Source organism: Cohaesibacter sp. CAU 1516, from assembly GCF_005771485.1.
Lineage (GTDB): Bacteria > Pseudomonadota > Alphaproteobacteria > Rhizobiales > Cohaesibacteraceae > Cohaesibacter > Cohaesibacter intestini.
The window spans coordinates 1,421,077-1,443,785 of the sequence record NZ_VANT01000001.1; the positions used below are offsets into that span (position 1 = coordinate 1,421,077).

Consider the following 22,709-nt stretch of genomic DNA (forward strand, 5'->3'; position numbering starts at 1 on the left):
GGTCATAGCAAGTCCCATGCATATTCTCGCACCACAAGCCGGCCGCATTGATGATCAGGATGAAGCAATCGATCTGGGGCAAAGCCCCGGCGATATTCTCATTCTGTCAGCGGCCGACAGTGAGCTTTCCGCCTTTGTTGAATCCTCCCGTTATCGGCGGTCGCAAGACCATCGGGTGCGCCTTGCCAGTCTGATGGCGCTGGGGCATCCCTACTCGGTCGACATGTATGTGGAACAGACGGCGCAACATGCAAAGCTGATCGTATTACGGCTGTTGGGCGGGGCGGAATATTGGCGCTATGGCCTGGAACAATTGCAAAAACTGTCTCGCGGCACTGGCATGCATTTGCTTGTCATGCCGGGGGACAATAAATGGGATGAAGATCTTGCGTCCTGGTCAAGTGTTGACCCTGCGGTTGTCCGTCGGTTCTGGCGCTATTGTGTCGAGGGCGGACAGGACAACATGATCCATGCGCTCGATTATGCGAGCCATTTGATCGACTCGAACCGCGCGGATGCCCCTCAGCCTCTCGCCCTGCCCCGTGTCGGCATTTTGCATGAAGGTCGTAGCTTTAGTGGCGATGATGGGCTTGAGGCTTATATCAGTTTGTTTGAAGGCAAAGAGGAGCGGCCAGTGGTGCCGATCTTCGTTTACCGGTCCTATATTCAAAGTGCCCTCACCGCGCCGATTGATGCCTTGTGCAAGGCGTTGGAAGCCAATGGACTCCATGCCATTGCCTTCTTCGTGCCGAGCCTCAAGGACGCTGAGGCACAGGAATTTCTCAACAAGACGTTTGAAACGTTTCGCCCCGCGGTGTTCCTCAATACATCCGCCTTCGCCTTGTCGAAGGCCGGGCAGCGTTATGAGCCGACTTTCCTTGATGTCTATGGTTGTCCAATCCTTCAGGTGATCCTGTCCGGCTCCAGCGAGGAAGCGTGGGTGGAGAGCCCGCGTGGTCTGTCGGCCCGCGATTTGGCGATGCATGTGGTGTTGCCAGAGCTTGATGGACGCATTCTTTCGCGTGCCATCGCCTTCAAAGAAGAAGGCGCGCTGGATAAAGCAACCGAATTCAAACCCGTCCGATTGGTGCCACATGACAACCGGGTGGCTTTTGTGGCCAAGATGGCGGCTGGCTGGACACGGTTGCGTCAAAGCAAAGAAGCGGATCGCAAACTGGCGATTATCATGGCCAACTATCCCAACAAGGATAGCCGCATTGCCAATGGTGTTGGTCTGGATAGCCCGGCGTCTGCGGTTGGCTTGATGCAATCTTTGCTGGCGGATGGCTATCAGATTGACGGGCTTCCTGCGGATTCCGACGCTTTGATGCAGCAGATTTTGGCGGGTCCCACCAACGCCTTGGGCGAAACGGAACGGATCAGCGACGTGCAGTTGTCCGTTTCTGACTATCAGGCGATGTTTGATCAATTGCCGGAAAAGGTGCGCTCCGAAATTACCGGTCGCTGGGGGCCAGCCGATCAGGATCCGATGGTGCGCGATGGGGCTTTTCAATTGGCGATCCATCGCTTTGGCAATCTGGTCGTTGGCGTTCAGCCTGCGCGTGGCTACAATATCGATCCGAAGGAAACCTATCACGATCCGGATCTGGTGCCACCGCACAATTATTTCGCCTTTTATGTCTGGCTGCGCGAGAAATTTGGCATGCACGCGGTGATCCATGCGGGCAAGCATGGCAATCTGGAATGGTTACCCGGCAAGGCCTTGGCCTTGAGCGAGGCTTGCTATCCGGAAGCCATTCTGGGCCCTGTGCCACATCTTTATCCGTTCATTGTCAATGATCCCGGCGAAGGCTGTCAGGCAAAACGCAGGACCAGCGCAGTGATTATCGACCATTTGACGCCACCGCTGACGCGGGCCGAATCCCATGGGGCTGGCGAAGAACTCGAAGCCTTGGTCGATGAGTTTTACACCGCCCAAGGGGTGGATCCGCGGCGCTCGGAAAAGTTGCTCGAAGAAATCCGCTTTCTGGCCACCCGCACCGGCCTTGACAAGGATGCCGGGGTGGCGATGGACGACGACAATGAAGCCGCCTTGCAGCAGCTCGACGCTCATTTGTGTGACCTCAAGGAGCTGCAAATCCGCGATGGTCTGCATATTCTGGGGCAATCTCCGGAAGGCAGCTATCGCACGGACCTGATGGTGGCGATTGCGCGGGTGCCGCGTGGCAATGACGATAAGGATCATTCTCTTCATCGCGCGATCAGTGATGATCTGGGCCTTGTCCTTGCCAATGAATGCTTCAATCCGATTGATTGCGATTTTGCTGCCCCTTGGGACGGGGCAATGCCAGAGATCCTGCAACAACAGTCTGAAGCCCTGTGGCGTCATGCGGGCGATGCGGTAGAACGGATTGAGCTGTTGGCCCAAAAGCTGGTGGCCAAGGAAATCTCTTGTCCCGCTGATTGGCACAAGGCCAAAGCGGTGCTTGACTGGATCGATCATGAGCTGACACCGACTATTGCTGCCTGTGGCGTCGATGAGTTTCGTCATTTGAAGGCTGGCTTGTCCGGAGCTTTCGTCCCTCCCGGTCCGTCGGGTGCCCCCACCCGCGGTCGTCCCGACGTTTTGCCGACCGGGCGGAATTTCTTTGCGGTTGATGTGCGCTCTGTGCCATCAAAAACCGCATGGACGATCGGTGAATTGTCGGCCCAGCGGCTTTTGGAACGGCATTTTCAGGATGAAGGCGAATGGCTTCAAGCAATCGTGCTGACCTGTTGGGGCACCGCCAATATGCGCACCGGCGGGGATGACATTGCCCAAGCGCTTGCCTTGCTTGGGGTACGCCCGGTTTGGGAATCCGCTTCGGGCCGCGTGACCGGCGTTGAAGTGATCAAACTGTCCGAGTTGCAAAGGCCGCGCGTTGATGTGACCTTGCGTATATCCGGTTTCTTCCGCGACGCCTTCCCGCATCAGATCGACTTGTTTGACAGTGCGGTCCGCAAAGTTGCGGCGTTGGAAGAACCTGAGGATGCCAACCCGTTGGCTGCCCGTGTCAAACGTGAACGCGCCGAGGCTGAAGCCAAGGGCCTGTCTGGTGATCTGGCCCAGCGGCAAGCGACCTTCCGGGTGTTTGGCTCAATGCCGGGGGCCTATGGTGCTGGCCTTCAGGCCCTGATTGATGAAAAGATCTGGGACAAGCGCTCTGACTTTGCCGAAGCGTTTGTTGCTTGGGGTGGCTTTGCCTATGGCGCTGGCGATTTTGGCGGTGAGGCAGCCGACCATCTCAAGACCCGCTTGTCCAAAGTGGATGCGGTCATTCAAAACCAAGACAACCGCGAGCATGATCTGCTTGATTCTGATGATTATTATCAGTTCGAAGGTGGTCTGGCAGCCAGTGTAGAGACCTTCAGGGGCTCCGCGCCTAAGGTCTATCACAATGACCATTCTCGGGCTGAGCGCCCAGTCATCCGGACGCTTGATGAAGAAATTGCCCGCGTTGTGCGTGGTCGTGCCTCGAACCCCAAATGGATCGCAGGTGTCATGCGTCATGGCTATAAGGGCGCATTCGAGATGGCTGCAACGCTCGACTATCTCTTTGCCTTTGCCGCAACCACCAATGCGGTTGGTGACCACCATTTTGACCAATTGTACGAGTCCTATATCGAAGACGAAGAAGTCGCTGACTTCTTGAAAGAGAAGAACCGGCCCGCCTATGATGATATGGTGGACCGTTTTCTGGAGGCAATTGAGCGCGGCCTGTGGGTCCCTCGGTCCAACAGTGCCGCCTTCATGTTGGAAGACAGCCAGCAATCTCGACAATCCGCTGGCGCATTTGAGGAAATGAATGGATGATCAAAAAACAACTGACTGAAGAAGAGCAAAATGCCCGTCACGCAGAAAAAATGGCCAAGAAAAAAGCCGCTCGTGACAAGATTCTGGCAACCAAGACCATCGAGAAAGGTCTGATCATCGTGCATACCGGTAAGGGCAAGGGGAAATCCTCTGCCGCGTTCGGCATGGCGTTCCGGTCGCTGGGTCATGGCCACAAGATATCGGTCATCCAGTTCGTCAAAGGGGCTTGGAATTCTGGCGAAAAGGTCATGCTCGAGAAGTTCCCCGATCAGGTGACCATCAAGTCGATGGGCGAAGGCTTTACCTGGGAAACGCAAGACCGTCAGAAAGACATCGAGAATGCGCAAGCTGCCTGGGCGGCTGCCAAGGCAGAAATTCTCAATCCTGAGAATCAGTTCGTGCTGCTTGATGAACTCAATATCGTCCTGCGATACGATTACCTGCCCATTGAGGAAGTGGTTGATTTTCTGGTCAATGACAAGCCTGAGGACACGCATGTGGTCATTACGGGTCGCAACGCCAAGGATGAGTTGATCGAAGTGGCTGATCTGGTGACAGAAATGACCCTGATCAAGCATCCATTCCGCGACGGAGTGAAGGCTCAGGAGGGCATTGAGTTCTGATCATATCGTATAATTTTTTGCGATTTGATTTCACTCAAGTCATAGGCTTGATCAATGGATTAAGCCTTAGTCTTAGGTAGTTACACGTTCAAAAACTATACCTAAAGAGAAATGCAAGAAGGATCGCCTTTGGTGCCGTTGACGGGACTAAGGGGCGGTTCTAAAAATGATCGCATGATGGTTCTTATTTGCCCAGGCGCGGCAATGAGATGAAAAGGGAACATGGTGAGGCGTACCCAACAGGGGCTGAATCCATGGCTACCCCCGTAACTGTAAACGGATAGCCGGCATCTCGGTATACCACTGATCCTTTCGGGATTGGGAAGGTGAGATGCTCGAGCCAAGACCCGTGAGCCAGGAGACCTGCCATCAGGCCGTCGCATGAGACAATCGTGTCGCATGTGGCACTCTTAACAAGACGCCGGGGTGTGCGTTTGGTGAAGAGCGGGTCTGGCAGCGTCACACTTGTCAGGGTCCTTCCCCAAGAAACTGAATACCTCCTACGCGTCTCCAAAAATTGGCAAAATGCCAAAGGAGATTATCGTGCTTAAAACGCTTTCCGCTTCCCTCATAGCAGCGACCATGCTTCTGTCCTCAGCAGCGCAGGCTCACTTCCAGCTGGCTTACACGCCGGAAGTCAATCTGGAAAAAGCAGGCAATGTTCCGTTCAAACTGATTTTTTGGCACCCGATGGAAAATGGCCATGCCATGGATATGGGCAAACCAAATGCCTTCTTTGCGGTTTTCAAAGACAAGAAAATCGATCTGATGGACAGCTTGAAGCCGATCACCTTCAAAGGTGAAAGCAACGAAGCTGCAGCCTTCGAAGGCACCCTGAAAGCCAAACGCAATGGCGACTATATCGTCGTGGTCGAGCCTGCACCTTATTATGAAGGCAGCGAAGATATCTACATTCAGCAGATCACCAAGTCCTACATCAACAAAGGCGGCATTCCGACCAACTGGAACGAGCCCGTTGGCCTGAAGACCGAGATTGTTCCACTGAACAAGCCAACCAACATTCTGGCCGGATCGACCTTCACCGGCCGCGTTTTGACCAATGGCAAACCGGTTGCTGGCGCGGAAATCGAAATCGAATATCTGTCTGCTGAACCCGACATGGAAACAAATGCCGCAACCGAGCCAAAAGCTGGCGGCATGCCTGGTGGCGCAATCGTCGCACTCTCCGACGACAATGGCTATTTCTCCTTCGGCATTCCAAAAGCCGGTTTCTGGGGTTTTGCTGCTTTGGGGTCCGGTCCTGACACTGAGCATGAAGGCAAAGAACTGTCTCAGGATGCTGTCATCTGGATCCGGGCTTATGATGTCAAGTAGTCCCTCCTCATTGGTGAAGGAGCCAAGTCATGCATATCATTGATGGCGCCCTGACCAACGAAGTTGTCATTGCCGGTGCCGCCCTGTCTGTGGGCGGCCTGGTAATGGGCCTTCGCAAACTGGATATGGAACTGATCCCGGCAGCCGGTGTGTTGAGTGCGACCTTTTTTGTCGCCTCGCTCATTCACGTGCCGCTCGGATTCTCCAGTGTACACCTGATCATGAATGGACTAGCTGGCATCATTCTGGGCTGGGCAGCCTTTCCTGCCTTGTTTGTCGGTCTGTTGCTGCAAGCGGTGTTTTTCGCCTTTGGCGGCATCTCTGTACTTGGCGTCAATGCCCTGAATATTGCTGGTCCAGCGGTGATCGTCGGCTTGTTGGCCCGCCCAATGATCCTGCGTGCGGCCTCTGCCCGCTCTGTTGCTGTGATTGGTGGCATTGCCGGTGGGTTGGCTGTTTCGCTCACAACCTTGTTTGTGGCAATCAGCCTCGGCTTGTCGGGTGAGACATTTGTCGCCGCCGCCAAACTGGTTTTCATTGCCCATATTCCGGTGATGATCGTTGAAGGATTGTTGAGTGCTGCTGCGGTTTATCTGATCTATCGCGTCAAGCCAGAACTCTTCCATGTTATGAGCCAAAAATCATGAAACTGAACAAACACATAGTCTCGATTGCCGGTGGGGCGCTGCTGATGGCCAGTGTCATGGCACTGCCTGCACAGGCCCACAAGGTGGTCGTTTCTGCCTATGCCGAGGATACCTATATCGAAGGGGAAATCGGCTTTTCCAGCGGTGACATGGCGGTTGACACCGTGGTCGAAGTCTTCGACATGGACGGCAACAAGCTCGGCGAGACCAAGACCGATGAAGATGGTGTCTTCCAGTATACGCCAAAACAAGCCATTGCTTTGGAATTCCGCGCCAATCTGGGGCAAGGTCATATTGCCACCTACCAGATGGAAGTGGATGAATTGCCGGACATCTTTTCTTCTGACGATGTAAAGGCAGAGAACAAGCCAAACGACAAGATCGTTGCTTCGACCACAACTGCCGAAGCAACTGCATCGCCAACTGCTGGTACAGCTGTGGACCCTGCCCTTTTGCAGGCGCTGATCAGCCAAGGGGTGCAAAGCGAGTTGAAGGCCTTCAAGTCCGACATCGCCTCGGCGGTCCGCCGGGAAGTCAAACCCCTCTACAAGGAAGTCGCCGCCTACAAAGAAAAGAATGACATGCAGTCCATTCTTGGCGGTGTAGGTTATATCTTTGGTCTCTTCGGGGTTGGTTTCTATCTGGTTGCCCGCCGCAAGCAAACCAATAGCAACAACTGATGGCATTACGTGGAGCACATGCATGAGTGATTTGCTGGAACAGGCCGGCCAGATCAAAACCGAACAGGGAATGTCGCAGGAGGCAATCAAGCTTGTCTCCAACCGACTATGGATCCGCCAATTGGATCCGCGCGTTCGGGTTGTCAGTGTCGCCGCTTTTGCGATCACTGCGGTTCAGCTGACCAGTATGTCCATTCTGGCATGTGCTCTGCTGTTTGCCGTCATTCTGATGACTCAGGCACGGTTGCCCTTCTGGTCAACCGCCAAGCGGGTTGCAATGATGGATGGCTTCATCGCCTTTCTTCTGGTGATGTTGCCCTTCACCACGCCGGGCGAAACAATGTTTACGCTGTGGGGCTTTGCTGCCAGTTATGAAGGCCTGAATCAGGCAGTTGTCATCCTGCTCAAAGCCAATGCGATTGTGATGGTGACCATGTCGCTGGTTGGCACGCTGGAAGCGGTGACGCTCGGCCACGCACTGGCACGTCTGAAAGTGCCTGAGGCGCTGGTCCATCTTCTATTGTTCACCGTGCGTTATATTGAAGTTCTGCATGCGGAATATCATCGCCTGCGGACAGCCATGAAATGTCGCGGCTTTGTGCCAACCAACAGCTGGCACACCTATCAAAGCGTCGGATATCTGGTGGGCATGCTGCTCATCCGGTCTTTCGAACGCTCTGAACGCATCATGAAGGCGATGAAATGCCGGGGCTTTCAGGGGCAGTTTCATCTACTCGACACCATGGCCTTCACCCGGCGCGATGCTCTTTTCTTTTCCTTTGCCTGCTTGGTGATGATTTCCATGCTGATGATCGAGGTTTTAAATGGCCCCGTTGCTTGAAACCGACAATCTGCATTTTGGCTATCACGGCTTTGCGCCCTGTCTGAACGGAGTGTCCTTTGCTCTGCATGCGGGGGAACGGCTTGGACTGGTTGGTCACAATGGCGCGGGCAAAAGCACCTTGCTGCATGTGCTGGTGGGGCTGAACAAGGCCAGCGCCGGAAGGATTGGTGCTTTCGGTCGTGACTATCAGACGGAAGAGGATTTTCGCCTGCTGCGCCGCCGGGTCGGGCTGGTCTTCCAAGATCCCGATGATCAGCTCTTTTGCCCCACCGTTGCAGAAGATGTTGCCTTCGGACCGCTTAATCTGGGCTACAGCAAGGAAGATGCAATGAGCATCGTCGATGAGACCCTTGCTGCGCTTAATCTGACGGAATTTCGCGATCGCGTCACCCATAAATTGTCTGGTGGACAGAAGCGGCTCGTGTCCCTTGCCACCGTTCTGGCAATGAAGCCGGACATCCTGTTGCTCGATGAGCCGACCAACGCCCTAGACGAGAAGACCCGTCTGCGTTTGATCGAGATCCTTGTGTCCCTGCCCCAAGCGATGATTGTTGTGTCTCATGACAGGGCGTTTCGCGAGGACGTAGTAACACGTACTATTCTGATGGAGGGTGGACAAATCAGCTAAGGCCCTTTGCCTGTCAGTGCCGCAGCGTTATGCTTTGTCCAACTTTCGCAGTGCTTCCCGTGACGGAAGCTGAAAAACAAGTCAGTGCGGTTGATCCAAGTCGGAGACCAAGTCTGACCTGCAGGAATGATTACCGTATGGGAAACACAGTCCCCATATGATGCTCTCTCCCTGCTTTCATGATTGATCAAGGTGCTCTGTGTCGAGTGCCCTTGGTTCGTGCAACCCAATGTCGGCCGCTCCATCCGTGCGGTCCAAGGGATAGAGACCAAAGTTATGGCGATGCGCCACCTACATGATGCTGATATCGGAGTAAGCCCACTTGGCGGCGTGCAAGTTGCCCGCTGTGATGTGTTTGTTGATGGCTTGTGGGTATCTGAGCGTCTGGCACCTCTCTCTTCCACGCTTTATCCCGCCCTTATCAACACGCCGTTCAATGGCAATCAAGACCGAGCATTTTGAGTTTGTAATGTCCCATAGTTACGAAAAAGATCCGTTTGCAATTTACGAGCAGTCCTTTCAGATCATCCGTGATGAAACAAGCGCAGCGCTCGCCAACCTGCCGGAAGATTTCGAACCGATTGCCGTGCGGCTGATGCATGCTGTAGGGATGACCGATCTAGTGCCAGATTTACGCTTTAGTGACGGAGCGGTCCAAGCGGGGCTGACAGCCCTGAAGGCGGGCAAGCCAATCCTTGTGGATACGCAAATGGTGGCTGGTGGCATCACCCGCCGGTTCCTGACCAAAGCCTATGGCGGGTCGGACAATGCAGTGATGGTGACGCTGAACGACCCTCAGGTGCCCGGTTTGGCAAAGGAAATGGGCACGACCCGTTCGGCCGCGGCGATGGAGTTGTGGCGCCCGCATCTGGAAGGTGCCGTTGTGGCGATTGGCAATGCACCGACGGCACTGTTCCGCTTGCTTGAAATGGTTCGTGAAGGTGCTGGCAAACCAGCCCTCGTCCTCGGCTTTCCAGTTGGCTTCGTGGGAGCTGCAGAATCCAAACAGGCCCTCGTTGATGAAGCCGCCGGGCTCGGCCTTGATTACATGGCCCTTCTGGGGCGTCGCGGCGGAACGCCGCTTGCCAGTGCTGCGGTCAATGCCTTGGCCATCGCTGCCCTTGGAGCAAAGGATCAACCACGGGAAAATCTTGGTTGATTGAGTGATAGAATGAATGATGTAGCAAAAGAGCCCTGGTTGAGTGTGATCGGCATTGGCGAAAGCGGTGTCGAGGATATCAGCAATTTCGGCTGGAGCCTGTTGGCACAAGCTGAGTATATCCTCGGCGGTGCCCGCCATCTGGCGATGGTGCCCGATGATCTCGCCCCTGAGGCCGAACGCATTGTCTGGCCGTCCCCTCTGTCGGAGGTTTTTGCCCGCCTTAAACGCCTGCGGGGCAAAAAGGTGGCGGTTCTTGCCAGCGGCGATCCGATGTTCTTCGGGATTGGCGGCACCTTCTCACGGCATTTCCCGTGGGAAGAAGTGCGGGTCCTGCCCTTCCCCAGTTCCCTGAGCTTTGCCGCCAGCCGGATGGGATGGCCGCTCAACAAAACCACATTGCTTACCATCCATGGTCGCAATCCGGCGGCCTTGCTGCCGCATTATCTGCCCGGCGCAAAGTTACTGATCCTGTCCAAGGACGGCACGTCGCCGGCCACCGTTGCCAAGCAACTGGTGGAGCGCGGTCTTGAGCAAGCGTCCATTTCGGTGCTCGAGCATCTGGGTGGTGATGAGGAAAAGATCATTGCCAGCAACGCCGCGGCCATTGCTGCGGGAGGCGACGCGTTCCGCTTTGCCGATCTCAATGTGATCGCCGTGTCTCTGCCGCAGGAAATGCCTTTCTGGCTGCCGGTTACACCGGGCCTGCCCGACGATGCCTTTGATCATGACGGCAAAATGACCAAACGGGATATTCGCGCCAGTGCAATGGCCAAGCTAGCCCCGCGCCCCAATGCGCTGTTATGGGATGTGGGCACGGGCTGTGGCTCAATCGCCATTGAGTGGCTGCGGGCCCATCCGACCTGCCGCGCTGTTGGCATCGAACCTCAGGAAAAGCGGCGCGCCTATGCGCTTCACAATGCCGAAATGCTGGGCGTGCCCCATTTGCGGCTGCTAAATGGCACAGCCCCTGATGGTTTGCGCGGTGAAGAAGCCCCCGACGCGATTTTCATTGGTGGCGGGCTGAGTGCCGACGTCGTCAATTTCTGTCTCAAGGCCTTGAAGCCCGGTGGTCGTCTGGTGGCCCATGCGGTCACGCTGGGTTCTGAACAACTCCTGCTCAATCTTTATCAAAGCCATGGTGGTGATTTGACCCGTCTGTCGATCGCCAAAGCGGAGCCGGTTGGCCCGCTTCATGGCTGGAAATCTGCAATGCCCGTGACCCAATGGGTCTTTCTCAAACAATAGATGTGTCCTCCCAAGACCAGTTGATCGAAGAGAAAACAATGAACAAGAATGGTAATGGCAAACTTTATGGGGTCGGCGTTGGCCCCGGTGACCCGGAACTGATCAGCCTGAAGGCTGCCCGATTGATTTCTGCAGCCGATATTGTGGCCTATCCCGCACCAGAAGGCGGAGAAAGCTTCGCCCGGTCGATTGCGAAGGCCCATATTTCCACCGCTTGCGTCGAAATCGAAATGCCGGTGCCCATGAAAACCGAGCGCTTCCCAGCCCAGACGGTCTATGACGCAGGCGCCAAGGATATTGCCGAGCATTTGCGCGCCGGTCGCGACGTGGTGGTTCTGTGTGAGGGCGACCCCTTCTTCTATGGCAGCTTCATGTATTTGCATGATCGCCTGCATGATGAGTTCGAAATTGAGATCGTCTCGGGCGTCTCCTCGCTGGTGGCGTGCGCTGGTCGTCTGGCCCAGCCGTTGGCTGGTCGCAACGATGTGCTGACCATTCTGCCCGGACCCATGGAAAGCGACGAGTTGGAACGCCGTCTGGCGATGGGTGGCTCCTTTGTCATCATCAAGGTTGGTCGCCATATGCCACGCATCCGCGCCATCCTCGAAAAGCATGGTCTGTTGGCCAATGCCGGTTATGTTGAACGCGCCACATTGCCAACGGAAAAGGTCATGCGCCTTGCCGATGTTGATGAGAGCTGCGTCCCTTATTTCTCAATGATCCTTATCTATGACGGAGGCGAAGCATGGAAAAAGTAAATCGCACCAATGTGATCGTCTGTGTCACTTCGGGCACGGCGGACCTCGCCAAATCGTTCCGCACGATCCTGCAAGGGGCGGGTGAAGTGGCCCTTGTCCACGGCAAGGAAGGCACCGATGGCGTGGATCAGGTCTTTTCTGACAGCATTCTTCACATTCGCTCCCTGTTTGCAGAAGGCAAGAATGTCATTGCCATTTGCGCCAGCGGCATTGTCATCCGGGCTGTTGCGCCTTTGCTCGACAGCAAATTCGATGAGCCCGCTGTTCTGTCCGTCTCTCGTGATGGGGCCTCTGTGGTGCCGTTGCTGGGTGGCCATCATGGCTCGAACGATCTGGCCCGCCTGATTGCGGAAGGAATGAAGTCCCACGCCGCTGTCACCACCGCTGGCGATTGTAAGTTCAGCATGGCAATTGATCATCCGCCAAAAGGCTGGAAGCTGCAAAATGCTCGCGCTGCAGGCCCGCTGATGGCCCGCATGGTCAATGGTGAAGCGGTTTCGGTTGCCGAAGGCCTTGATTGGGTCAAGAAAGACAAGTTGACCCTTGCCGACGACGCTGCGATCCGCCTTGAAAATAGTGTCGAGAAAGCCTCTGGCGCAGATGCGCTGGTCTATAGCGCCCAGAAGCTGGTGCTTGGGGTTGGCTGTGAGCGCGGCGTTGCAGCCGAGCATCTGATCGACCACATTACCAAGGTGCTGGACGACAACAATCTGGCCGTTGAAGCTTTGGGTTTGATTGCGTCCATCGACGTGAAAATGGATGAAGCAGCCATTCATGCGGCAGCCAAGCATTTTGGCGTCCCTGCCCGCTTCTTCCCGGCGTCTGAGCTTGAAGCCCAGAAAGATCGTCTGGCCAATCCGTCCGATGTGGTTTACTCGGAAGTTGGTTGCCATGGGGTGGCCGAAGGCGCTGCCTTGGCAGCGGTTGGGGCTTGCGGTTCCCTGCTGGTCGAGAAAGTCAAATCCGACAAAGCCACTTGTGCTGTTGGCATGGCGGTCGCTCCGTTCGTTGGCGATCTGCCGGGCAAAGCGCGCGGTCGTCTGTCTGTGGTCGGCATTGGGCCGGGCCAGTCGGAATGGCGCACGCCAGAAGCCACCAACCGGATTGCCGAAGCTGAAGAGCTTGTTGGCTATGGTTTTTATATCGACCTGCTTGGCCCGCTGGGTGAAGGCAAATCGCGCAGCGACTTCCCGCTAGGTGGCGAAGAAGATCGGTGCCGCTATGCGCTCGAGCAGGCAGGCAAAGGCAAAAATGTTGCCCTCATCTGCTCTGGCGACGCTGGCATCTATGCCATGGGTGCACTGGTGATGGAATTGCTCGACCGCGAAGCCGACAATGGCGGCGTGTCGGACGATGCCAAACGGGTTGAGCTGATCAATGTGCCGGGCATTTCGGCGCTTCAGGCCGCTTCTGTGCGGTTTGGTGCCATTCTCGGCCATGACTTCTGCACCGTGTCCCTGTCGGATCTGCTGACCCCTTGGGAAACCATCGAACAGCGCCTTGAAGCTGTGGCTTTGGGTGACTTTGTGGTGGCCTTCTATAATCCGGTCTCGATGAAACGCCGGACCCAGCTGGCCCGTGCCAAGGAAATTCTGCTGACCAAGCGTCCGCCGGAAACCCCTGTATTGCTGGCCTCCAGCCTGGGCCGGCCGCAGGAAAATCTGCGCATTCGTACGCTTGGCGAGCTGGAAGTGGATGAAGTCGACATGATGACCGTTGTGTTGGTTGGCTCGTCCCAGTCCCGCATTTTGCAGAACGGCGACCGGTCGGTCGGTGACAATGGCTGGATGGCCTATACACCGCGCGGCTATGCCAAACGCATCGACGCCGACAAAGAATGAAACATGGACAGGAGACGGGCGGCAATTGCCCTCTCCCATCCCCCTGACAGGAATTGAAACATGACAGTCTATTTCATTGGCGCCGGTCCCGGTGCGCCTGACCTCATCACCGTTCGTGGCCTCAAGCTGATCCAGTCTTGCCCGGTCTGCCTTTATGCCGGCTCTTTAGTGCCAGAATCCACCGTTGCGGAAGCCCCGGAAGGCGCTTTGGTCAAGGATACGGCTCCGATGCATCTCGACGAGATCATCGCTGACATCAAGGAAGCCCATGACAAGGGGCAGGATGTGGCTCGCGTCCATTCTGGCGACCCATCAATCTATGGTGCGATTGCTGAGCAGATCCGCCGCCTTGATGACCTTGGCATTCCGTTCGAAGTGGTGCCGGGTGTGCCAGCCTTTGCTGCTGCGGCGGCTGCTTTGGGGACCGAGTTGACCGTACCGGGCATTGCCCAGACCATCATTCTGACCCGCACCGCAATGAAGTCTTCTTCCATGCCGGAAGGGGAAAGCCTCGATAAACTGGGCGCATCTGGTGCGACCTTGGCCATTCATCTCTCGGTCCGCAACATCCCGCAGATCGAGCGTGACCTGATCCCACATTATGGCGAAGATTGCCCGGCTGTGGTTGCTTATCGCGTCGGCTGGCCAGACCAGTCCTTTATCCGCGGCACCTTGTCTACGATCCGCAAGAAAGTGCGCGAGGCCAAAATCACCCGCACGGCATTGATCCTTGTCGGTCCGGCCATGGGTGCCAAGGGGTTTGCCGATTCCAAACTCTATGACGCTGACTTCTCGCATGTCCTGCGGGTGGGAACAAAGGGCGCAGTCGAAGACGACGCGTAAAGCGGAAACCATCGAAAACCAGCAACGTTTTATGGGAACCAACTTCGACGCCCGGCCCCGGTGAGTTTTCTCTCCGGGGTTTTTTTGCTCGCATGCCAGCGTTGGTCGTGCGTGAAACTGAAATGGTGCCGCGCAATCAAACGAAAACGGCCAATAAAAAGGGTCAACTCATCTGAGCTGACCCTTTTTGTGTGATTTTGACTGAGGCGCGGGGCATCTTCAGGTTTGAAGTCTCACGAATCTGCGTAACTTGGAGCGATGATATGGGCAAAGGATCCGTGCACCGATCCGACCTTTTGCCCCATGGCACCAACATCGCGACCCGTGGCTGCTTTCGCGTCGAACAGCGGCTCGGCCTCTCCCATCCAGGTGATCTGGGAGAAGTGGAACTCGTGGGCATTCAGGCCCTGTGGCCACGGTAAGTTTGATTTGTGGCTAAGTTTTCTATAGCCTAATTTTAACTTAGGCTTATTAAAACTTGTGCTGATTGGCAGAAGGTCCAACATCGGGAATGCGACACCCTCTTTCGAGGTGATCTCACGCCCCAGCACCATATAGCCCCCACATTCGCCAAAGATCAGGATATTGGCTTTAGCAGCAGCCTTCATGCTGGCCTTGAAATGGCTGGCAGCATCCAGCTGTTCAAGATAAAGTTCGGGGTAGCCGCCGGGCAGATAAATTGCATCGGCATCAGGATTTGGAATTTCGTCGGCAAGCGGAGAAAAGAACGAGATTTCAGCACCTTGTTCCCGCCACTCAGAATTCAGATGAGGATAGATGAAGGTAAAGGCCGCATCCTTGGCGATGGCAATATGGCGCCCCAAAGGGGCCAACATGTGGTCGGGACCTGCTGACGCATATTCATTGGCCAGCGCGCCTGCCTCGGCAATCGACAGCATGTGATCAAGGTCGACATATTGACCTACATGGTCGGCGATGCGATCAATTTTGTTGGACAATTCATGATGCTCGCTGGCCTGCACCAGCCCCAAATGCCGAGAAGGCAACGACAGATCATCCGACACGCGCACTGCGCCGACCACCGGGATGCCGATCTTGTCAAAGGAATCGCGCAGCATGCCTTCATGGATTTCGCTGCCAACACGATTGAGAATAACGCCGCCAATGGTGACATTTGGGTCATGCATCTTGATGCCATTGGCGATGGCGGCTGCGGTTTGCGCCTGCCCCTTGACGTCCAGTACCAAAATAACCGGCAGGTTGAGGATCCGGGCGAGCGACGCCGTTGACCCCTGCCCGTTGGCCGCGCCGTCAAACAGGCCCATCACGCCTTCGACAAACAGCATATCAAAGCCCTTGGCCTGCTTGTGACTGCGCGTACGCAACGCCTCTGGCGCCATCGCCCAAGGATCGAGATTGATGGAGGGACGGCCAGACGCAACCGCATGAAAGGCCGGATCAATATAATCCGGCCCGGTTTTCGCCGGAGCCACCTTCAAACCCTTGCGGATAAAGAGCCGCTGAAGGCCGAGCGACAGGGTTGTTTTGCCTGAATTGGAACTGCTTGCCGCCAAAATCAGACCGGGTGTGCCTGTCATTGGCCTCATGCGTCTACGGTCTCATGCAAAGCTGGCGCTGCCAGTGGATCGGAAATCAGCTCCTTGCCATATTGCGCATGGCCGAGCCAATCGAGCCCTGCACGCAGTTTGACCACATCGCCAATGACAAACAGGGCTGGTGGTGCAAGATCGGTTTTCTCAAGGTCTTCAACGATTTCACCAAGCGTGGATACCAGAATGCGCTGCTCCGGTGTGGTGGCATTGCACACAACAGCAGCCCCCTCTTCGGGACGACGGCCACCAGCGATCAACTTATCGACGATTGAGCTTAGATGCTTCATGGCCATATACATGACCAGGACCTGTGACCCCTTGGCCAGGGCATCCCAATCGAGCGCGGATGGCAATTCACCGGTCTGATCATGCCCGGTCAGGAAGGTGACCGACTGGTTTACTGCGCGGTGAGTCGCAGGGATACCCGCATAGCACAGCCCGCCAATGCCTGCAGTGATGCCCGGTACAATCCGGAACGGGACTTTCTCTTCGACCAACTGCAACGCTTCTTCACCACCACGGCCGAAAATCAGGGGGTCCCCGCCTTTCAGGCGCAGGACACGCTTGCCCTCTTTGGCAAGGGCGATCAGGCGTAGGTTGATGTCCTTTTGCTTTGGTGAAGGCTTGCCGCCCCGCTTGCCAGCATATTCGGTCACGACGCCAGAGTGCGCCAAAGAGAGGATGGACTTATCGACCAAAGCGTCATACACGATCACATCAGCTTGCCGGATCGCATTGATGGCATGCAATGTCAACAAACCGCGGTCACCGGGCCCCGCGCCCACGAGCCATACCCAGCCGGGAAGAAATTCCGGCATACCTTCAAAAAGGGACACACTGTCGGTATCGAGTTTCGGATCAGTCGACATCTTATTTCCTGTAATTTCATCTAAAGCGTGGTCACCACGCTCATATGCGGTGTATATCTGAGCCATGTCAGAAGTTGAAGAAAAACCAGAAGAAGGCACGGCACTGCGTAGAGGTTGGACGACTGGCGCATGTGCGACCGCAGCCACGAAGGCGGCGCTGACGGCCCTTGTCACTCGTGCTTTTCCTGACCCTGTAACTATCACTTTGCCCAAGGGTCAACAACCTGCCTTTACGTTGAGCTTTGAGCGTCTTGAGGATGATCTAGCTCAAGTCGGTATCGTCAAAGATGCCGGCGATGACCCCGATGTAACCCACGGTGCCCTTGTGCTTTCTCAAGTAACTTGGGGCGTCCCCGGCTCTGGCGTTACCTTCAAGGCAGGAGACGGTGTCGGCATGGTGACACGCCCCGGATTACCGATTCCTGCCGGAGAACCGGCCATCAATCCGGTACCACGGCAATTGATGCGCGAAGTGGTGATGAATTTATCACAAGAACATGGTTTCTCGCCAGATATCGAAATCACGATTTCGGTGCGGAATGGAGAAAAACTTGCCAAGAAAACATGGAACCCCAGACTGGGTATTGTTGGCGGCCTATCCATCCTCGGCACGACGGGAATCGTTGTGCCCTTCTCCTGTTCGGCCTGGATCCATTCCATCCATCGCGGCATTGACGTGGCGCGCGCTGAAAAGCACGGGCATGTGACCGGCTGCACAGGGTCAACTTCGGAAAAGGTGGTCTGCAGTCTCTATGACTTTCCCGATTTTGCCAAATTGGATATGGGCGATTTTGTCGGTGGCATGTTGAAGTATTTGCGCAAAAATCCCATTCCACGCCTGACGATCGGCGGCGGCTTTGCCAAATTGTCGAAGCTGGCTCAGGGTCATATGGATTTGCATTCCGGCCGCAGTCAGGTGGATTTCGACTGGATGGCAGACTTTCTGGCCGACATGGGGGCGGATGCTGGTTTGGTCGAGCGATCACGTACGGCCAATACGGCAATGGCCATATTGGAAGACGCAGAACGGTGCGGAGTTGATGTCGCCGGGGCTGTTGCCCTGCGGGCGCAACAGGAAGCCTTGCGGATACTTCGCGATGCTCCGGTGGGAGTCGATATTGTTGCGGTGAGTCGTGATGGCCGATTGCTGGCACGCACCCCGGTCGCGATGCCAGAGCAACGCCAATCAAGCGATCCGGCATAGGGTACGTGAACCATATGGGCAGAAGAATCCTCATACTGGGCGGCACGAGTGAAGCACGCGAACTGGTAAAGGGCTTGCTCGATGAAGGATTGCACGATGTCACCCTCTCTCTTGCCGGGGCTCTGGGAGACGGGACAAAGGCATCCTTTCGCGATCGCTTAAAAAAGACCGATCTTTCCCGACTGTATATCAGAATTGGTGGTTTTGGCGGCCCTGATGGACTGTCTGCCTATCTGCAGGCTGAAGCCATTGATTTGCTCATTGATGCGACACATCCCTATGCAGCGCAAATCAGCCAAAATGCCCATCAGGCCGCCAACAGGTGTCAAATAGGGTTTGTCCGTCTTGAGCGCCCCGCATGGGAGCCTCTTGCAGGAAAGTGCTGGATCGAAGCGAAAGACCTGAACGATGCGGCGACATGCATACCGCAGGGGGCGCGGGTTCTGTTGGCGGTCGGTCGACAATCCGCAAAGCCCTTTCAAGCCCGCACCGATTGTCATTTCCTCCTGCGTTCAATTGCGCCCGCCAACGTTGTTGACTTTGGGGGCAACTTTTCCTTTTGCCAAGCCATGCCGGGCAAGACTATCGAAGAAGAAATCCAGCTTTTGCAAGAAAAAGAAATTTCTTGTCTTGTGACCAAGAATTCCGGTGCCAAGCGATCCTATCACAAGATAGCCGCGGCCCATGAACTTGGTTTGGATGTGGTCATGATCAAGCGTCCAATTCTGCCGGATTGTCGTATATTCAACAATTTGGACACCATACTTGACTGGCTGAAGGGCTGACATTCGTCTGCAATATGCCTGAAAATTGCCTAAATTTATCGTTCAGCAGTGGCAAAATTTGTGGCAGAAGGCCCATATTTTGTCAGTTTGAGCGCTCCATTTCGGTTTTGATTGCATTGATACAAAAAGGTTAGATGTCGTTTTCCCTCTATATTTCATTGGGATAGCGCCCATTAGTCTTGGGTCAAATGGTATAAATTATTTCAATTTCATGAAACTTAGTTGCAGATGAAATTCTATTCTTCCGAAAACGTAATTCTTGATGTACTCTTTTCGTGTTGATTTTTCATCAGGCACCGGACATATGCGGATCGACGGAGAGGGTTTGTTGTTCTGGCGCTCGTGAAATAGACATCCCAACGTATATGAGGTGCGTAGGGGAAGGCCCACAAGTCAAAAGGAAATCGAAGATGGCAACCGGAACTGTTAAGTGGTTCAACCCAACAAAAGGCTATGGCTTCATCGAGCCGGCCGAAGGTGGCAAAGACGCTTTTGTTCATATTTCTGCGGTTGAACGTTCCGGCCTGACAACCCTAACCGAAGGTCAGAAGGTTGAATATGAAATGGTCGAAGGTCGCAACGGCAAGGAAAATGCTGACAATCTGAAGGTTGTCGGTTAACCGACAGACTCCGGCCATTAAGGCTCCAAAAATCGAACCCTGGTGCTTTGTAGCATCGGGGTTTTCTTTCGTGTTTCACACAGGGTTTGGATAAGTCCAACTTCGGTTTAAAAAAGTCACTTTGACGCTTGCGCTTTGCGACAAAGCCTCATATAAACCGCCTCACCGATAGCGAGCGCCCTTCGTCTAGCGGTTAGGACGCCGCCCTTTCACGGCGGTAACACGGGTTCGAGTCCCGTAGGGCGTGCCACTTTCGACGAAAAGGCCCCGCAATTCAATGAGTTGCGGGGCCTTTTGTTTGACTGGGCAGCGAGGCTCGCTATCATTTCAGCCGCGCCATCGCGTTGTTTGCCATTGTTTTCTGGGTCGCGTTCATCCCATTTTGCGGGCTTCCAGTAGCGTTTCAGCGTTCCGCTATTCATGCCAGTTACGTCCGACGTTTGTGAAATCGGACGGGATATGGACATGGCGTCGTCTGACGGCTGACCCGCCGCTAATTCCGGTTTGTTTTCGGTGCGGCGGTTGACTGTCGCACCACCAGTTCCGTTGGCAATGTGATCTGGTTGAATGGAACGTCCAGCCCGGAAATCATAGCCATCAACATGTTTACGGCAGAGCGCCCCATCTGTTGTAGGGGCTGGTGCACGGTGGTCAGGGTTGGGTGCATCTGCTCGCACAGACCGATATCGTCGAACCCGACCAGTGAAATGTCGTCCGGAACAGAAAGTCCCCCTTCACGGATGGCGGACATGGCACCCTGTGCACTGACGTCATTGGAGGCAAAAATCGCGGTCGGGCGGTTCTCAAGGGCGAGCAACTGCTTGGCAGCATCATAACCGCCCAGTTGCATGTAATCTCCCTCACAGATCAGGGCCGGGTCGTCGTCAAGGTCATATTGCGCGACCATGTCCTGATAAGCCTTCAATCGGCTGCGGGCCGATAGAAGCTTTAGATTGCCGGTGATGAAGCCGATGCGCTTGTGGCCAAGTTCAATCAGATGTGTCATGGCTTGCCGCCCTCCTTGATAGCCATCGGTGATGACAGCTGGGAAGGTCGGTTCGTCAAACACGGTCTCTACCGTCACGACAGGCAGGGAGGCATCGCGCAATTTTTCAAGATAGTCCGCTTCATAGGGCAACAGCACAATGATGCCGTCCGCCACTTGCTGCAACAAATTGACCACGCTGGACGGAGGTTGGGTGTCATTGTCCGACAGGGAGTAGACCAGCATTTCATAGCCAGCACCCCGGATGGTGGTGCCGATGCCCATCACCATCTCTCCGGTGAAGGAGGTGTGCAACTGGGCGATAACGCCGATGATATGCGTGCGACCACTCGAAAGCTTTCGCGCCATCGGATTGGCAACATAGCCCATTTCGCTGGCAATGCGCTGAATGTCTTCTCTTGTTTTGTCAGACATGCCCGGTTTGTCATTGAGTGCGCGGGATGCTGTCATCCGGGAGACACCTGCTACTCTTGCAACATCAGCAAGGGTGGGTCTTGGCATTTTCACTGGCGCAACCTCATTTGGTCTGGCTTGCTCGTTGCATTCTAAGGCAACGATATCCTGTAACGTTACTTTTGGATCCGGCGAAGCTCACTGCGCTGGACTGTGTCATTCAAAACAAGGTTTCTTGTGCATTGGCCATTTTGCTCAACGAATATTTTCTTGTGGTGCCTTGTCAAGAAAGTCCCGGACTTCACAGCAGAATCCCGCATTTTCCTGCTCTTCTTACTACCTTTTTGAGCAGATTCAAATCCATTGACAAAACACTACGTTACCGATAACGTTACTGATGTAAACTTGTGCGATCGTATCATGATCCCGACAAGTCTCGAACGATGGGAGGACATAATGCAGTTAACGCTGTCAAACCGTATCACCAAACTACTCTGCGGCGTCGCCGTTGCTGGTCTGCTGCCTGTTTCAGGCGCACTGGCCGACGATGCCAAAGTCATCACATCCTGGGATTTGCAGACTCAGGAACGCACCGTCGCGACCATTCGCGATGCTGCCGACCGCTTTGAAGCCGCCAATCCCGGTTTCAAGGTCGAGGATTCCCACATTGCCAACGACGCCTACAAAACCAAGCTGAAAATTGCCTTCGGTGCCAATGAGGCACCTTGTGTCTTTACCAGTTGGGGTGGAGGTCCGTTGCGTGAATATATCAAGGCAGGAAAAGTCACCAACCTGACGCCCTATCTTGAGAAGAACAAGGACTTCGCCGACCGTTTCCTGCCCGCCAGTTTCTCACCCGCCAAATATCAAGGTGACACCTATGGCCTTCCGGTCATGGGCACAGCTGTCGCGGTTGTTATCTACAACAAGGATATCTTCAAGAAACTCAACATCGAGCCTCCCAAGACCTGGACAGAGCTGATGGACGTGGTCAAAGTTCTCAATGAGAACAAGATCGCTCCATTTGCTTTGGCCAACAAGGCAAAATGGCCGGGCTCCATGTTCTTCGTTTATCTGGCCGATCGCATTGGCGGTCCGGAAGTCTTCCAGAAAGCTGCTGATCGTGAACCCGGCGGCTCCTTCGAAGATCCAACCTTCATCAAGGCTGGCGAGATGCTTCAGGATCTGGTCAAGGCTGGTGGATTTGCCCGCGGATACAACGGACTTGATTATGATATCGGTGGTTCCCGTCGCCTTCTCTATTCGGGCCGTGCCGCAATGGAACTGATGGGCAGCTGGGAGTTTGGCTCAATTGCCAACGAAAATCCCGAATTTGCCAAGAATGTCGGCTTCTTCACCTTCCCGGCGGTTGAGGGTGGCAAGGGCAATCCCAACAATGCCATTGGCACCATGGGCGATAACTACATCTCCATCAACGCCGATTGCCCTTATCAGGATGCCGCTTTCGACCTGCTGAAATTCTCGACCGATGATCGTGCAGCGGAACTGAAGATGGAAGATAACAAGATCCTGCCGATCAAGAACGCCAAGGTGGAAGATCCCTATCTTGCTGGGGTGATGGAAGCCGTTGGCAAAGCACCAAGCATCCAACTCTGGTACGATCAGGAACTGGCTCCGGCTCTTGCTGAGGTCCATAAGGACACCACACAGCAATTGCTTGGCCTTTCCATCACGCCTGAGGAAGCCGCAGCCAAGATGGAAGCGGTCGCCAAAGAGCTTGCCAACAAATAATCTCTCCTCAGAGACACCCGTCGACTTGTGATCGATCTTTCCGGCCGCTGCTCCCCAGGGGCAACGGCCGGTTGCTGCCAAATGAA

Annotated in this window: 20 protein-coding genes, 1 tRNA gene and 1 riboswitch; of the genes, 18 read left to right on the forward strand and 3 right to left on the reverse strand. The window is 55.0% G+C overall.

Annotated features, from left to right (window positions below):
* Positions 1-16: 16 nt before the first annotated feature.
* The 13 genes from cobN (at position 17) to cobM (ending at position 14,420) form a co-directional block, all read left to right on the forward strand.
* Complete coding sequence (gene cobN / locus FDK21_RS06490; RefSeq protein ID WP_138147856.1) at positions 17-3,814, forward strand: cobaltochelatase subunit CobN; 3,798 nt, start codon at positions 17-19, stop codon at positions 3,812-3,814.
* The gene (cobO, locus tag FDK21_RS06495) at positions 3,811-4,437 is read left to right on the forward strand and encodes a cob(I)yrinic acid a,c-diamide adenosyltransferase (RefSeq protein WP_114011236.1); all 627 of its coding nucleotides are present in this window, start codon (positions 3,811-3,813) and stop codon (positions 4,435-4,437) included. The genes cobN and cobO overlap by 4 nt, the downstream gene beginning before the upstream one ends.
* Positions 4,438-4,598: 161 nt before the next feature.
* A riboswitch (cobalamin riboswitch) is annotated at positions 4,599-4,823 on the forward strand.
* Positions 4,824-4,980: 157 nt separating this feature from the next.
* Positions 4,981-5,772, forward strand: a complete 792-nt coding sequence (locus FDK21_RS06500; RefSeq protein WP_246657496.1) for a DUF4198 domain-containing protein — start codon at positions 4,981-4,983, stop codon at positions 5,770-5,772.
* Positions 5,773-5,801: 29 nt separating this feature from the next.
* Positions 5,802-6,419: a cobalt transporter CbiM gene (gene cbiM / locus FDK21_RS06505; protein ID WP_114011238.1), complete on the forward strand. Its 618-nt coding sequence runs from the start codon at positions 5,802-5,804 to the stop codon at positions 6,417-6,419.
* Positions 6,416-7,099 carry a cobalt ABC transporter permease gene (locus FDK21_RS06510; RefSeq protein WP_210238685.1) on the forward strand — a complete coding sequence of 228 codons (684 nt, stop codon included), beginning with the start codon at positions 6,416-6,418 and terminating at the stop codon, positions 7,097-7,099. Before cbiM ends, FDK21_RS06510 begins: the two co-directional genes overlap by 4 nt.
* A 22-nt stretch (positions 7,100-7,121) precedes the next feature.
* The gene (gene cbiQ, locus FDK21_RS06515) at positions 7,122-7,940 is read left to right on the forward strand and encodes a cobalt ECF transporter T component CbiQ (RefSeq protein ID WP_210238686.1); all 819 of its coding nucleotides are present in this window, start codon (positions 7,122-7,124) and stop codon (positions 7,938-7,940) included.
* Positions 7,924-8,571 carry an ABC transporter ATP-binding protein gene (locus FDK21_RS06520; RefSeq protein WP_114011239.1) on the forward strand — a complete coding sequence of 216 codons (648 nt, stop codon included), beginning with the start codon at positions 7,924-7,926 and terminating at the stop codon, positions 8,569-8,571. The genes cbiQ and FDK21_RS06520 overlap by 17 nt, the downstream gene beginning before the upstream one ends.
* A gap of 276 nt (positions 8,572-8,847) precedes the next feature.
* Positions 8,848-9,033: a hypothetical protein gene (locus FDK21_RS06525; RefSeq protein WP_138147858.1), complete on the forward strand. Its 186-nt coding sequence runs from the start codon at positions 8,848-8,850 to the stop codon at positions 9,031-9,033.
* A 7-nt stretch (positions 9,034-9,040) separates the two neighbouring features.
* Positions 9,041-9,730: a precorrin-8X methylmutase gene (locus FDK21_RS06530; RefSeq protein WP_138147859.1), complete on the forward strand. Its 690-nt coding sequence runs from the start codon at positions 9,041-9,043 to the stop codon at positions 9,728-9,730.
* A gap of 12 nt (positions 9,731-9,742) precedes the next feature.
* A complete protein-coding gene (cbiE, locus tag FDK21_RS06535) occupies positions 9,743-10,978 on the forward strand; it encodes a precorrin-6y C5,15-methyltransferase (decarboxylating) subunit CbiE (protein ID WP_138147860.1) in 1,236 nt (411 codons plus the stop codon).
* 38 nt (positions 10,979-11,016) lie between these two features.
* The gene (gene cobI / locus FDK21_RS06540; RefSeq protein WP_138147861.1) at positions 11,017-11,736 is read left to right on the forward strand and encodes a precorrin-2 C(20)-methyltransferase; all 720 of its coding nucleotides are present in this window, start codon (positions 11,017-11,019) and stop codon (positions 11,734-11,736) included.
* Positions 11,724-13,577 (forward strand): precorrin-3B C(17)-methyltransferase, encoded by a 1,854-nt coding sequence (gene cobJ / locus FDK21_RS06545; protein WP_138147862.1) that lies wholly within the window; start codon positions 11,724-11,726, stop codon positions 13,575-13,577. Before cobI ends, cobJ begins: the two co-directional genes overlap by 13 nt.
* 60 nt (positions 13,578-13,637) lie before the next feature.
* Entirely contained in the window at positions 13,638-14,420 is a 783-nt protein-coding gene (gene cobM / locus FDK21_RS06550) for a precorrin-4 C(11)-methyltransferase (RefSeq protein ID WP_138147863.1), read from the forward strand.
* A gap of 233 nt (positions 14,421-14,653) precedes the next feature.
* Here the strand turns inward: cobM and FDK21_RS06555 are convergent, their stop codons facing one another.
* Both FDK21_RS06555 and cobA read right to left on the reverse strand, forming a co-directional pair.
* Positions 14,654-15,979 (reverse strand): cobyrinate a,c-diamide synthase, encoded by a 1,326-nt coding sequence (locus FDK21_RS06555; RefSeq protein WP_138147980.1) that lies wholly within the window; start codon positions 15,977-15,979, stop codon positions 14,654-14,656.
* 5 nt (positions 15,980-15,984) lie between these two features.
* Positions 15,985-16,812, reverse strand: a complete 828-nt coding sequence (gene cobA / locus FDK21_RS06560) for a uroporphyrinogen-III C-methyltransferase (RefSeq protein WP_246657516.1) — start codon at positions 16,810-16,812, stop codon at positions 15,985-15,987.
* A 115-nt stretch (positions 16,813-16,927) separates the two neighbouring features.
* Here cobA and FDK21_RS06565 point away from each other — a divergent pair, with 115 nt between their 5' ends.
* From FDK21_RS06565 to FDK21_RS06580, 4 genes are all read left to right on the forward strand, one after another.
* The gene (locus FDK21_RS06565) at positions 16,928-18,067 is read left to right on the forward strand and encodes a cobalt-precorrin-5B (C(1))-methyltransferase (protein WP_138147865.1); all 1,140 of its coding nucleotides are present in this window, start codon (positions 16,928-16,930) and stop codon (positions 18,065-18,067) included.
* 14 nt (positions 18,068-18,081) lie between these two features.
* Positions 18,082-18,852, forward strand: coding sequence for a cobalt-precorrin-6A reductase (locus FDK21_RS06570; protein WP_138147866.1), 771 nt, complete (start codon positions 18,082-18,084; stop codon positions 18,850-18,852).
* Between the two features lie 410 nt (positions 18,853-19,262).
* The gene (locus FDK21_RS06575; protein WP_114011246.1) at positions 19,263-19,472 is read left to right on the forward strand and encodes a cold-shock protein; all 210 of its coding nucleotides are present in this window, start codon (positions 19,263-19,265) and stop codon (positions 19,470-19,472) included.
* Between the two features lie 175 nt (positions 19,473-19,647).
* A tRNA-Glu gene (locus tag FDK21_RS06580) sits at positions 19,648-19,722 on the forward strand.
* 243 nt (positions 19,723-19,965) lie between these two features.
* On the opposite strand, the gene FDK21_RS06585 is transcribed toward FDK21_RS06580, so the two are convergent.
* The gene (locus FDK21_RS06585; RefSeq protein WP_114011247.1) at positions 19,966-20,979 is read right to left on the reverse strand and encodes a LacI family DNA-binding transcriptional regulator; all 1,014 of its coding nucleotides are present in this window, start codon (positions 20,977-20,979) and stop codon (positions 19,966-19,968) included.
* A gap of 348 nt (positions 20,980-21,327) precedes the next feature.
* Between FDK21_RS06585 and FDK21_RS06590 the strand changes: the two genes are divergently transcribed.
* Positions 21,328-22,623 (forward strand): extracellular solute-binding protein, encoded by a 1,296-nt coding sequence (locus FDK21_RS06590; protein WP_138147867.1) that lies wholly within the window; start codon positions 21,328-21,330, stop codon positions 22,621-22,623.
* Positions 22,624-22,709 lie beyond the last annotated feature (86 nt).

What these genes read in the sequence shown, in the direction of transcription:
- cbiE (WP_138147860.1), top strand. Translation starts at nt 9,743, where the DNA reads ATGAATGATGTAGCAAAAGAGCCCTGGTTGAGTGTGATCGGCATTGGC.
- cobI (WP_138147861.1), top strand. Translation starts at nt 11,017, where the DNA reads ATGAACAAGAATGGTAATGGCAAACTTTATGGGGTCGGCGTTGGCCCC.
- FDK21_RS06525 (WP_138147858.1), top strand. Translation starts at nt 8,848, where the DNA reads ATGGCGATGCGCCACCTACATGATGCTGATATCGGAGTAAGCCCACTT.
- cobJ (WP_138147862.1), top strand. Translation starts at nt 11,724, where the DNA reads ATGGAAAAAGTAAATCGCACCAATGTGATCGTCTGTGTCACTTCGGGC.
- FDK21_RS06520 (WP_114011239.1), top strand. Translation starts at nt 7,924, where the DNA reads ATGGCCCCGTTGCTTGAAACCGACAATCTGCATTTTGGCTATCACGGC.
- FDK21_RS06530 (WP_138147859.1), top strand. Translation starts at nt 9,041, where the DNA reads ATGTCCCATAGTTACGAAAAAGATCCGTTTGCAATTTACGAGCAGTCC.
- FDK21_RS06585 (WP_114011247.1), bottom strand. Translation starts at nt 20,979, where the DNA reads ATGCCAAGACCCACCCTTGCTGATGTTGCAAGAGTAGCAGGTGTCTCC.
- FDK21_RS06510 (WP_210238685.1), top strand. Translation starts at nt 6,416, where the DNA reads ATGAAACTGAACAAACACATAGTCTCGATTGCCGGTGGGGCGCTGCTG.
- FDK21_RS06555 (WP_138147980.1), bottom strand. Translation starts at nt 15,979, where the DNA reads ATGACAGGCACACCCGGTCTGATTTTGGCGGCAAGCAGTTCCAATTCA.
- cobA (WP_246657516.1), bottom strand. Translation starts at nt 16,812, where the DNA reads ATGCCGGAATTTCTTCCCGGCTGGGTATGGCTCGTGGGCGCGGGGCCC.
- FDK21_RS06570 (WP_138147866.1), top strand. Translation starts at nt 18,082, where the DNA reads ATGGGCAGAAGAATCCTCATACTGGGCGGCACGAGTGAAGCACGCGAA.
- cbiQ (WP_210238686.1), top strand. Translation starts at nt 7,122, where the DNA reads ATGAGTGATTTGCTGGAACAGGCCGGCCAGATCAAAACCGAACAGGGA.
- FDK21_RS06590 (WP_138147867.1), top strand. Translation starts at nt 21,328, where the DNA reads ATGCAGTTAACGCTGTCAAACCGTATCACCAAACTACTCTGCGGCGTC.
- FDK21_RS06565 (WP_138147865.1), top strand. Translation starts at nt 16,928, where the DNA reads ATGTCAGAAGTTGAAGAAAAACCAGAAGAAGGCACGGCACTGCGTAGA.
- cbiM (WP_114011238.1), top strand. Translation starts at nt 5,802, where the DNA reads ATGCATATCATTGATGGCGCCCTGACCAACGAAGTTGTCATTGCCGGT.
- cobO (WP_114011236.1), top strand. Translation starts at nt 3,811, where the DNA reads ATGATCAAAAAACAACTGACTGAAGAAGAGCAAAATGCCCGTCACGCA.
- FDK21_RS06575 (WP_114011246.1), top strand. Translation starts at nt 19,263, where the DNA reads ATGGCAACCGGAACTGTTAAGTGGTTCAACCCAACAAAAGGCTATGGC.
- cobN (WP_138147856.1), top strand. Translation starts at nt 17, where the DNA reads ATGCATATTCTCGCACCACAAGCCGGCCGCATTGATGATCAGGATGAA.
- cobM (WP_138147863.1), top strand. Translation starts at nt 13,638, where the DNA reads ATGACAGTCTATTTCATTGGCGCCGGTCCCGGTGCGCCTGACCTCATC.